7 protein-coding genes and 2 pseudogenes are annotated in these 11,458 nt (G+C 68.5%); 4 read left to right on the top strand and 5 right to left on the bottom strand.

The annotated features are described in order from the left end of the window. Nucleotides 1–583: 583 nt before the first annotated feature. From AB0A90_RS34160 to AB0A90_RS34170, 3 genes are all read right to left on the bottom strand, one after another. Entirely contained in the window at nucleotides 584–1,447 is an 864-nt protein-coding gene (locus AB0A90_RS34160; protein ID WP_357256029.1) for a hypothetical protein, read from the bottom strand. A 13-nt stretch (nucleotides 1,448–1,460) separates the two neighbouring features. Then, nucleotides 1,461–5,927 carry a tetratricopeptide repeat protein gene (locus tag AB0A90_RS34165; RefSeq protein WP_357256031.1) on the bottom strand — a complete coding sequence of 1,489 codons (4,467 nt, stop codon included), beginning with the start codon at nucleotides 5,925–5,927 and terminating at the stop codon, nucleotides 1,461–1,463. A 192-nt stretch (nucleotides 5,928–6,119) separates the two neighbouring features. Then, nucleotides 6,120–6,503 carry a hypothetical protein gene (locus AB0A90_RS34170; protein WP_357256033.1) on the bottom strand — a complete coding sequence of 128 codons (384 nt, stop codon included), beginning with the start codon at nucleotides 6,501–6,503 and terminating at the stop codon, nucleotides 6,120–6,122. Between the two features lie 113 nt (nucleotides 6,504–6,616). Between AB0A90_RS34170 and AB0A90_RS34175 the strand changes: the two are divergent. Beyond that, nucleotides 6,617–7,323: pseudogene (locus tag AB0A90_RS34175) on the top strand (transposase family protein); the annotation flags it as partial. A 130-nt stretch (nucleotides 7,324–7,453) separates the two neighbouring features. Next, on the top strand, nucleotides 7,454–8,005 hold the full coding sequence (locus AB0A90_RS34180; RefSeq protein WP_357256034.1) for a CbrC family protein: 552 nt from the start codon (nucleotides 7,454–7,456) through the stop codon (nucleotides 8,003–8,005). On the opposite strand, the gene AB0A90_RS34185 is transcribed toward AB0A90_RS34180, so the two are convergent. Further along, on the bottom strand, nucleotides 7,941–9,830 hold the full coding sequence (locus AB0A90_RS34185; RefSeq protein WP_357256036.1) for an IS481 family transposase: 1,890 nt from the start codon (nucleotides 9,828–9,830) through the stop codon (nucleotides 7,941–7,943). The two genes, AB0A90_RS34180 and AB0A90_RS34185, sit on opposite strands and share 65 nt — an antisense overlap. A gap of 44 nt (nucleotides 9,831–9,874) precedes the next feature. Between AB0A90_RS34185 and AB0A90_RS34190 the strand changes: the two are divergent. Continuing rightward, nucleotides 9,875–9,964 (top strand): annotated as a pseudogene (locus AB0A90_RS34190) (IS5/IS1182 family transposase); the annotation flags it as partial. Between the two features lie 89 nt (nucleotides 9,965–10,053). After that, complete coding sequence (locus AB0A90_RS34195) at nucleotides 10,054–10,452, top strand: CU044_2847 family protein (RefSeq protein WP_357256038.1); 399 nt, start codon at nucleotides 10,054–10,056, stop codon at nucleotides 10,450–10,452. A 253-nt stretch (nucleotides 10,453–10,705) separates the two neighbouring features. Here AB0A90_RS34195 and AB0A90_RS34200 read toward each other — a convergent pair whose 3' ends face one another. Further along, nucleotides 10,706–11,113 (bottom strand): hypothetical protein, encoded by a 408-nt coding sequence (locus AB0A90_RS34200; RefSeq protein ID WP_357256040.1) that lies wholly within the window; start codon nucleotides 11,111–11,113, stop codon nucleotides 10,706–10,708. Nucleotides 11,114–11,458: the final 345 nt, after the last annotated feature.

Raw genomic sequence — 11,458 nt, forward strand, 5'->3', positions numbered from 1 at the left:
GTGGCGTCGATCTCGACGTCTGCGCTGATGCGAACATCGGCCGCGGTCGCCAGGTCCACGACGTCGTCGCTGGTGAACGCATCAGCTCCGAGAGTGCTCAGCCGTCGCGCGAACTCCTGGACATTGATCATTTGCAGCCTCATCGTCGGATTGTTAATTATCCACCGTAACCCCCGCTTCGGTCGGCGGATCCTGCGCCCGCCGTGCGGGCCACTAGGACCGACTGTCGGTGCCGACAACTGCGACCGCTGCGCGGAAGTCCGCAACTCTTCGGTGAGCTAATCCGGTGGAGCGGTGCGGTGTGACCTCCCAGTAGAGGTCGAAGTGGGTCAGGCGTCCTGCTGTTGGGATGGCGGGCGCCGGCCGGTGTCTCGGGTTGCCTAACGTCACACCTGGAGGTGTGCTGTAGGTCGATGTGAAGCGTTGTGGGGGGCTTTCTGGGGGCGGCCGTTGTTCCGTCATTTGAGGCTCCGATCCCACGGGCAACGACCTGACCAGACGCTTCGGGGTGGAGACCTCTTCGGCGATTTCTTCTTCAAGGTCGCATCGGACCTTGGTGAAATGGCGAACGTGTCAATGTTTTCTACCCAGCCGGCTCATCCGGTGCCTCCGGCAGGATCTCCATGAACATCGAGGCCTCAGGCTTCGGTCCCCACGACTGAAGACCCGAGATGAAGTCGTCGGATGTCGCGTTGTTCTGGAAGGGAAGATCGACGAACCGGCTGGCCCGGCCGCGCACCTGCGGATCGGTGGCCATCCGGTGCATGCGCGCCCGGATCTCCTCGGCGCCCACCAGGCCGTCGACTCCGTTGATCAGGTCCAGGAAGACGCCAGTCACCATCAGCTTGTGTTCGGCCTCGGCGACGGCGGAGTGAAGGTGGTCGGCGAGCACCATCCAGGCCGTGTCCTTGTTCCAGCCGTCGGCGGAGTTGTACCGCCCCGAGATCATGCCGACGACCGTCAGCCCCAGCTCGCCGAAGTGCAGCACCGGCGCGCCGGAGCAGCCGGGGGTGACGTCGCTGCTCTTGAGCTTGGCCCGCACCAAGCCGTTGCGCCGGTGCTCGCCTACGACCTCGCCGTCCCCTGAGCTGAACGGAAACTCGACCCCGTCGGCCTCGACGTACTCGCTCACGGCGTTGAAGAAGACCTTCACACCGCGCTGGGCGACGTGCCGCGGCCGGTCGGCGACGTGCGCGTGCCCTAGGACCGGCACGGCGGAGGTAATGACGGCGATGTCGAGATCCGTATCACAGACCAGGACCTTCCAGTTCTCCAGGACGACCGCGTTGCCGTCAGCGCTGCGCCAGACCAGCTCATGCATCTCGTCCTGCAACGAATGGGCGCAGGTCACCACGATGTGCGGGGAGACGCAGATGAAGGCCGTACCGATGAGCGCTCCGTCGATCAGGAGCGCCCCGACGAAGGGCGGGCACTCGAAGTCGGTCATCGGCGTCTCGCGGTCATGAGTCGTCCTCGCTCAGCGAGTCGAGCACCCCGTTAAGGTTGTCGAGCGACTCGTCGTCGAGCACCGCCGCTACGGCCTCCCGGAACGCCGCGTCGCCGACCTCCGCGCGGATCCGCGAGAGCTCCCGCGCCGACCCGGCCACCGCCTGCGGCGATTCGATCTGGAGGCCGGTGACCAGCGCGGAGAGAAACGGCGGTACGGCCGCCCGGACGCCCTGACCGTCGTCCCATGCGAGGACTCCCAACTGATGGTTAGCGCTGGCGATGGATGCCCGGTCGCCCAGTTCCTCGCCGACAGTCAGGGCCCGCCGGTAGAGCGTCTCGGCCCCCGGGTAGTCGCCGCGCATATGGGCCACGGTTCCCAGCTGGTTGAGGAGACGCCCAACGGCAGACCGATCGCCGAGTTCCTCGCTGATCGTCAAGGACTGCTGGTAGTAGTTCTCCGCTTCGTCGAATCGGTGGGCCGTCCTGGAAAGCGATCCGAGTTGGCCGAGCGTGGCAGCCATGCCGGATCGGTCACCGAGGCGCTCGCTGATCACCAGGCTCTGCCGATACGAGCGCTCGGCCTCGTCGAGCCGTCCACGCAGTTGGAACAGCACGCCGAGCTCGTGATAGCCGCGGGCCAGCGCGACCTCATCGCCGAGCCGATCGCCTATCGCCAGGGCCTGGCGGTAGCGCTGCTCCGCGGCATCGTAGTCCCCTGTGACCTGGGCGACGGTTCCAAGCTGGTGGTAGGTTGTGGCCGTGGCGGCCTGATCGCCGATGCTTTCCGAGAAGCTCAGCGCCTGGTGGAAGCGCCGGAGCGCCTCCCCGTAATCGCCTCGCTCCTGGGCCAACAAACCGAGCTGGTGGTGGCTACGGGCCAGGCCGGCGAGATCACCCGTCTTCTCCTTTGTCGTGAGGGACCGCTGGTACCACCGTTCGGCCTCGGTGTAGTCCCCTTGCAACTGCGCCAGTATGCCTAGCTGGTGATAGGTGCGGCTGAGGTCGGAATGATTGCCGAGCTCCAGGTTCCGGTCCGCGGCGAGCCGGTAACTGTGGGCTGCCTCGGCGTAGTCGCCACGACTCTGGGACAGGATGCCGAGCTGATGAAGGGCGATCGCGCCGTAGCGATCTTCGCCCAGCCGTTCGGCCAGGGCGAGGGCTTCCCGGTAGTGGCGCTCGGCCTGGGCGTAGTCGCCGCGGCGATGGGCGAGCAGGCCCAGTTGGTGGATCCACGCCATCCGGCGCGGGGAATCCTCGGGCAGCGTCCGGAGGGTGTCCTGGATCAGATCGCGCTCGCGATCCCAAGCTCCCCAGTCGTCCAGCCGGGCACAGATTGCCTCTGTTGCACGGCCGGCCCCCTCGAAATCGCCCGCCTGCGTGAGATGGTGCCGCGCCTCCAGAAGATCGTGGACGTCGGCCTGTTTGTCCTGCGGCCACGTGGCGACCCGCCAGAGCCAGTAGCGGGCCGCCCGGCGGTGGACGTCCGCGAGCTCGTGTGTGGGGAGACGCCGCTCGATCTCCGCCGCCGTCCACCGGTGCACGAACACGTCCCGCGAATCGGGTTCGACGTGCACCAGGTTCGTGTCGAGCAGCACCTTCAGCATGGATTCGATGTCGAAGTCGGTGGTGATCGGCGGGCGTGGGGGCCGGCGATACCGCTCGAGTAGCTCCAGAAGCCGGTCGCGCTCGGGCCGCGGCAGCTGCTCGTCCGCGAGGACGGTGCCGATATCCCGCTCGCCCAGGATCGCCCCGGTCTCTTCGGCGAGGGCCCGGCGCTCGGACTCGTCGCCGGCGCCCTCGTCATCCCCGCCGACCTGGAACAGCAAGGCCGCACGGTCGACGGGCTCCCGGTACACCCCGGCCCCGACGAGTAGACGGATCGCGCCGGGGATCGCGGCGAGACGGGCGAGGTGCTCGTCGATGAGAACGTCCTCGGCCATCACCGCGAGCGAGTCGGCGAGGGCGGCATCAACGTCACGGTCGGCGCCCATCCACTCGTCCCGGGGCGCGCCGAGGCGGTCGACGATTCGGGCGAGGCGCGCGGTGATGTCGTCGAATTGACCAACCCCGCCGGCAAGCAGCGCGTCGAGATACTCCAGAGTCCGCGGGTGGCCGCCGACCATGCGCCAGACCCGCTCGATGTCGGGCTCGCCGAGCCGGTCGAGGTGCGGTAGCGACCAGATTAGGGTGAGCGTCTCGGCCAGCGAAAGCGGCCCGACCCGGTGCTCACGCAGGCGCTGCCGGCCGTCAAGCGCGAACGGAAAGCGGGACGTCACGACGAACCGACTGAGGCCCGGCCGGGCGAGCCAAGTGGCGAGCAAGCCGGCGAGCGAGGAGTCGGCGACTTGCCAGCCGTCGGCCTCTACGAGGTTGTCCTCGAAGTTGTCGAGCACGATCAGCACCGGGTGGTCGCCGAGGATGAAGTTGCTGAGGAGCTCAAACCGGTCGAGCCACGGCAGCTCGGGCTGCTCGCATGCCCGCAACGCCTCGGCCGCCGGGCCCGTCGCGTTCTTCCGCAACGCGGCGGCCACCGCAGCGAGCACGCCGTCGGCCGAGGTGGACCCGGCGACAGACAAGACCGGTCGGCCCGGCTCCCGCTCGATCGCGCGCCGAACGAGCTCCGACGCCAGGGTCGTCTTGCCGACCCCGCCGAGACCGTGAAGGAGCACGCCGGGCACCGGCGATCCGGGGTCAAGCAGGCGCGAGAGCAGACGCAGCTCGTGCCGGCGCCCGACGAACCGGGCGGCAGGCCTGGGCGGCAGGCCGACCGGCGGGACGATCGGCGGCTTCGGGGGCGGAGCGGGCCGGGCGGGACCGTAGGCCGGCACGGACGCCGCGGCCGCGAAGAGCCGCACCACGCTCCACTCCTCGCGACGGGCGACGTCCTGATCGGGCGTGTTGTAGGAGTCGCGCAGCTGCTGGTGCACGACGCGCCGGGCCTCGGCGACGATCGGCAGGACATCGGGTATCCGGGTCTGGGCGAGGCCGGCGTACACCCGGGTGTGCAGCTCCGTCGCGTAGAGACTGCTCGCCGACCCGTCGACGGCGATCACGCAGGGCGCGCCCGCCTCGACGAGCTCCCGGAAGAGAAGATCACCCGCCCGCTCTGGACCGGACAGGACGAACGACGGAGGCGTGGCGGTCCCGCGGATCACCGCGGCCGGCGACAACCGGACGGCCTGGCCGTCGCCGTCCTCCAGCACGACCTCGGACCCGGCGCCCCCGCAAACGAGGTGCAGGATGTGTGGCGCATCGTCCTCGATCGCGGCGCGGATCGATCGGACGGTCGCGAACGGCAGGATGCGCACGGCGGCGCCGAGCCGGCGGGCAGGGCGCACGGCGGCAAGGATTTCTCGCAGCTCGGCCTCGTAGTCCACGCGACCGGACTCGTCGTCCTCGGGCGAGGCGATCGCCACCACGATTCGCAGCGGTCCCGCGGCAGGCTCCCGGCGGGGCGCGGCAACGTGCCGGAACACCGTCACATCCGGCCGCAGCGCGAGCGGCTGGCCGCTCGCCGGATCGGTCATCGCCTCCCAGGGCAGTTCCGCCAAGGATGAGGCGTCCACCGCCAAGCGCACCGACCCGGACGTGCGGGCGTCGGATAGCGCGCGGAGCACCGCGGCCCCGTCCAGCGCCTCGGCGAGCGCCGCAGCAACCGGCGGCGGCAGGAAGCATCGGGCCATGATCTCGCCGATCCGGCCGAGCCGGCCGTCGGCCTCCATTGGACGCCCGCGGACGCGGGCCCGCCAGAAATCGTCGAGCAGCCGCATCAGCACGCGGTCCGGGCCGTCGTGCCGGGCGGTCGCGTCCCCGACGCGAACCTCCGCATCGGAGACGGACAGCGTCACCTCGACCGTGTTCTGCCGCCTCTCCGTCGCGGGGACGATACCGTCGAGCAACTGCTCGATCGACTCGGTCCGGGAGATCCAGACAGAATCCTTCAGCCACCCGTCCGAGGAGTTGTACCGCGAGGTGACCAGGCCAACCACGAGCCCGTCGGCGACCCGCACCACGGGCGCCCCGCTCATGAGTGGCGTGACCGCGTCCGACGTGAGCCGGCCCAGCGGAACGCGAGCGTCTCGCGTGGCGCCGGCGGGCCAGATGCCGGACACCTCAACCCATCCCGGCCCTGGCCCGTCCCGCTCGTCGCTGACGCCGGTCACCACCACCTCGGCCCCTCGCGGGGTCGAATCGGCGGCCGCGAAGCCGGGGATCGATTCGGGGAGCGGCTCGGCCCGTTCGAGCACCGCGAGGTCGGCCCCCGGGTCCACCCGTAGAACGCGCGCCGCGACCCGGCCCGACCGGCCGTTGACCCCTTCCACCTGGACCGATGAGCCGGGCGACCCGGCGACCACATGCAGGGCGGTGACCAGGATGCCCGGCGCCACCTGGAAGCACGTGCCGAGCGTCCGGCCTTCCAGATCGAGCACTCGGCCGGTAGAGCTCTCGGCGCGGCGAACCGTCATGGGCACGAACATGTCACAGAAGCGCAGGGGTGAATAGCCTCACCCGTGCCCGGGTGTCGTCGACGCGGACGACGGCGGAAGGATCCGCAGCTTGAGCAGGGTACGGCGCCGCTGCAGGGCGGGGCGTGCAAGGCTCACCGGCATTCCCAGGCGAATGGTCTTGGGCCCCGAACGGGTGAGGGTCGAAAATCATGCGGTTCCGGTTCAACCTTCGGTGCTCGGTTGCCCGTGTCTAACGTCCGGGAGACATGCTGCACAGCGGCGCATCGGAGGAGCTTTCAGGTGACTACACACGTGCAGGTAGGCCAAGGTCATCGCCGCGCCGATGAGTGCACGCAACGCGATCAGCGGTGGCATGGGAACGCCAAGCCCGCTGAACTGCCACTTCAGGATGCCGGCGGTGATGGCGACGCAGAGCAGCGCCCGGGTGGCGCAAACCCACGGCGACCACCGCCAGCGGGTCAGCTCATGGTCGACGGCTTGCACGCCGGGGTTGCACTGCAAGCAGAGCTGAGCCACGGCGAGCGGCAGGGCCGGCAGGTAAAGGTCGGCAGCGTCGTATGTGCCAAAGCATTGAGCCTTTTCCAACCTAATCTTGCAGGTCAGCCCGGGTTGCTTGGGGGCCGGTGACCGATGAGGGAGAGGCTCCAAGTAGGACAGCAAACCGACCAAAATCCGATGCCCCGACCGAGAGCTTCGCCATGCTGTCCTACCCTGCCACGATCACCTGTCCAGTCGGACCCTGAACCACCTCGCCGACCGCATCCGCCGCCACCGCCAGCAGCGCAAATCCCGGTGGAGGCGACTGAGCCCCGGCCACCAGGCACTACTCACTCTGGCCCACTTGCGCAACGGCGACACCTACACCCGCCTTGCCGCCGGTTTTCGAAATGAACGTCGCGACCGCCTGGCGCTATGTTCAAGAAGCGATCGCCCTGCTCAACGCTGCTGCCGAGGGCTTCGCCACCGCCATGCGTCGCATCCAGCTCCTGGCCTACGCGATCCTGGACGGCACGCTGATCCCCATCGACCGGGTCGCCGACCAGAAGCCGTACTACTCCGGCAAGCACAAACGTAACGGCGTGAACGTGCAGGTCATCGTGGACGTGGCCGGGCGTCTCGTCTGGGCCTCAGCCGCGCTGCCCGGCTCTACGCATGACCTGACCGCCGCCCGCACCCACGGCATCATCGACGCTCTGGCCAGCGCCAACGTGATGACCTTCCGGACAAGGGCTACCAGGGCGCCCGCGGCAGCCTCCGCACCCCGTTCGAACGACGCCGTTTCCGGCCGAAGCTGTCACGCCGGCAGATGGCAGTCAACCGAGCGCACGCGAAGCTCCGCGCCCGGGGTGAGCGAGCGACCGCCACGCTCAAGGCCTGGAAGATCCTGGCCAAGCTGCGATGCTGCCTGTCGGGTCTCAGGACCTCCGTGACAGATCAGTCTCGGGACGTGGGTGACACGTCCGGCTAGACGATCTTCGTTTCAGGGTAGCTGTTTGGGGCTCAGGTGGCCGCTCGTGACGCCCTAGGATCGGCGGGTGCAGGCTGACGAGGAACGTCTTCCGCAGTTCGCTTATCACCCGGATCCGGTGGGGACGGGTTCGATCGTGGCCGCTGAAGTGGTGTGCGTGTGTTGCAGGCGGCGGCGGCCGTTCGCGTATGTCGGCCCGGTCTATGCGGTGGAAGAGTTGGCCAGGGCGCTGTGCCCGTGGTGCATCGCGGACGGCCAGGCGGCAGCGATGTTCGACGCGCAGTTCACCGACACGAGCTGGCGGGTTCCGGACGACGTGCCTGACGACGTGACCGAGATGGTTCTCCGCCGAACGCCCGGCTTTCTGGGGTGGCAGCAGGAGCAGTGGCTGCACCATTGCCGCGACGCGGCGGAGTTCCATGGCTCGGTCGGGGCGAACGAGTTGGCTGACTTTCCGGACGCACTGGAACACCTGCGGCTGGAGTTGGCCGGGTCTGGCTGGTCGGCCGATGACAAGGATTGGTATCTCCAAGCGCTGAGCAAGGACGGCCCGGTCACCGCCTACCTCTTCCGCTGCCGACACTGCGGCAGTCACCTCGCGTACTCCGACTCGACCTGACCGCCCGCTTTGTGCCGTGAGGGCTCCGGCTTACGGACCTTGAAGCGGGCGATCGGTTTGACGGTGTGCGCGGCACTTCGGCGAGGAGCTGGTCGCCGTCATGGACGCGGAAGGTGGTGTCGGCGGCTTCGACAGTGAGCGTTCGGCCAGCGTGGGCGATGCCAACATGGATGCGTTGACCGGCAATGACCAGGGCTCCTCGGCAGCTGACGCGCCGTTCGACCCGCACCGGTTCGGAACCCGGGGTGGGTGGTGGTCCAGCGGGGCGGGCGTCGCGGATGCCGGCGGCCTCGGCCGGTGTCAGGGGGTTGGGCAGGCTGCGCAGCAGGACGCCGTCGGCGGTGATCTGCAGGAGGCCGCGGTCGAGTCGGACGGTGACCCGCCTGCCGGCGAAGTGGTAGCCGACGGGGTGTTGCCGGCCGGCGAGGCTGATCAGGCCGGTGGCGTTGACGAGCCGTTCGACCTCGATCGGAGCGCCGGCTTGGACGACTCCGGTGGTGATCGGTGGTGGCCCGGCGGGTTGGCCATCGGCGGCGAGGACTTCGCGCAGGTGGGTGGGGGTGAGCCGGGACGGGACGGTCTTGAGTCGGACGCCGTCGATGAGCAGGTGAACGACGGTGGTGTCAGCCCAGAGGGTGACCGGCAGTCCGGCTCGGGTGGGGCTGAGCCAGAACTGTTGCCCGCAGACGGTGAGGTTGCCCGAGGCGGGAACGAGGCGGGTGACCTCCACGGCCAGGCCGACGTCGTCGCCAGTCGCCGATGGTGCTGCTGCGGCGTTGGCCGAGCCGGCGGCTGACGGAGACGCCGGCGGTGGTGCAGGCAGCGGCTTTCGGGGTGCGGGGATGGTGGTGGCCAGCGTTGGCGGCAGCCGCAGGGGGATTTGCTCCTGGGCGGGCTGGGCGGTGAACCGATCGGCTGGGAACGCCATCCCGAGGGACTGGTGGGGTCGTTCGTTGTTGTATTCGCGGCGGAAGACTTCGATCGCTGCTTGGGCTTCCTGCGGGTCGGCCCAGACTTCGACGTCGTCGAGGAGTTCGCGTCGCAGGGTCTGGTGGAACCGCTCGACCTTGCCAGTGGTGGTGGGTGAGCGGGGCTTGGTCAGCCGGTGGGTTATGCCGTTCTCCCGGCAGATCCGGTCGAACATCACCTCGCCGCCACCGCGGCCGAACCGGGCGGTGAACTGCTTGCCATTATCCGTGAGCACCTCCTCGGGCACCCCGAACCGTTGCAGGGCCTCGGCGAAGGCGAGACACACAGCCCGGCCGGTGGCCCGCCGGACCACGGCAGCGATGACGCAGAACCGGGAATGGTCGTCAACGCCGGTCACGACCTTCGCCTCACCACCGTCAGCCAGCAGGATGCCACCGACGATGTCCAGCTGCCACAACTCCATAGGCCGGCCCCGCTCCCACCGCCGATAGTCCTCCCGCCGTCGACGACGGGGTGTCGGGTCGACCAGGCCGTGTCGAATTAGCACCCGATGCACCGTGATCCGCGACGGCACCGGGCCGGGACAGCCGCACCGGTCGAGCTCATAGACGAGGCGACGGGCGCCCCAACGGGGATGGTTCCGGCGCAGCTCACAGATCAGAGCCTCCACCTCCGGCGACGTCTGCCCCGGTGAGGAGCGCGGCCGACTGGACCGATCGGCCAGCCCCTCCAAGCCCTCGTCCTCATACCAGGCCAGCCAGCGATGCACCGCCTGGCGGGAGACCCCGAATCGCTCGGCGACGTCCGTGACCGTGGATCCGGCAAGCACATCCTGGACGGCTCGATACCGCTGTTCCATCACGCTCATCTCCACCAACACTCGGCGGAGTGTCACGCAGGTCCTGATACCGACGTGTCACGCAGGTCCCGAGACCGGACAAGCTGCGATGCTGCCCGCGGCGAGCCACCGCGATCGTGCAGGCCATCCTCGTCCTGCACCACGTCGAAGCCAACCGCTACGCAGGATGAAAAGGGCTCATGGAGCATTCTTTTGGTCACTTGTTCCGACTTATTGAAGGCTGCCATGATGCCGGTTCGGTTTAAGCGAGGGGGTTCGGGTGACGCAGACGGTTCCAGTTCGGGTGGGCGATGTTGAGGTCCTGCTCGAGGTTGTGTCGGTGGCGGGTTCGCAGCAGACGTCGGCGGCAGGGCGGGCGACGGACTATGTGGCAGATGCGTTCGAGCGGGCGCTGTCGACGGTGGAGGAGATCGCGGTATCGACGGCGCGGACGGTGGGGCGGATCGGGCGGCGGGTCGGTAGTCCGGAACTGGTCGAGGTGGAGTTCGGGGTGAAGGTGTCGGCGAAGGGCGACGTGATCGTGGCGGGCGCGTCCGGGGAGGCCTCGCTAAAAGTGAAGATCGTCTACGGTTCCGCCGGTCGTGCGGAGGAAGCACCGGAACGGGACCAGGCCGTGTCGGAGGCGGAGCCTGACGGTTCGGGTGGGTCTTCATTGTGACCGCTCGTGTGCGGGTGGCTGCAAGGTGTAGGCGACAACGTCAACGGTGCGCGAAAATGGCAGGAAGCGGCTTCAGTCGACATGGGCGACAATATGAGGAAGCAAGTATTCCACCACTGTCGCACTCTTGCCGAGCGCTGACGAGCCACCCTCGCGTGTGCTGATCTAGCCGCGATCCGGGCGCCACGAAGCGTTACCGCCGTCGTGACCATGAGCATCTGACCGGGCGCATCGCCAGCCAGACTTGCGGGCGTCAGCTGCCGCGCAAAATCTGGTCCCGGTACTGCTGGAAGCCGTGCCAGCCAGCGGTCCGAGTGGGCTCGCCGGTCAGGAACTCGCCGGTCGAGATGTCGAGAGCGCGACCACCAACCGAGGCGACGATCCGCGCGATAACGGCCAGAACGTCGTCGCCGCCTCCACGCACGTACAACATGATCGAATCAACGGGGTCGTGCGACCCGATGCTGAGCTCGATGTGCCAAGTCGGGCCGTCCATGCGCCCCCACTCAGGATCCGACAGGTCGAGGTCCCGGAGGCTTTCACGTAACCACCGCCTGGCATCCGGCCCGGTCCCCAATGGCGGCGGACTGAAGTCCTGCGGAAGCTGGTCAACCGACCTGGCGTCGGCCGGGGCGTCGAAGATAAGAACATCCCAACTCACGGCGTCCCCCCGGCGTCCTCAGCCAACTCGGGTACCTTACTCGTGGTCGTTGCACCACGATCCGCCTGCCATCCTGCCGGTGACAAGGCGCGGGGATCGTGAGCGTGCTCCCGAATCGACCGATGCGGCTGCCCGATCCGGCGCTGGTGCCAACCAATGCACTGGGCCAGCAGCTCTCGATCGGTCGGCGGTCGGCGGCGCGGTGAAAGCCTGGTTTAGGGGGAGCAGGTTGGGAGCAGAGGGGTGCCCTGAACGGCCTTGAACTGCGTCCAACGGCATCGAACGGCGCTCAACTGCCCCCACCCCTGCCTGTTTCCCGCAGAGTGCTCTGCGGTTCTGCCCAGC

The organism is Micromonospora sp. NPDC049204 (assembly GCF_040647935.1).
GTDB lineage: Bacteria > Actinomycetota > Actinomycetes > Mycobacteriales > Micromonosporaceae > Micromonospora.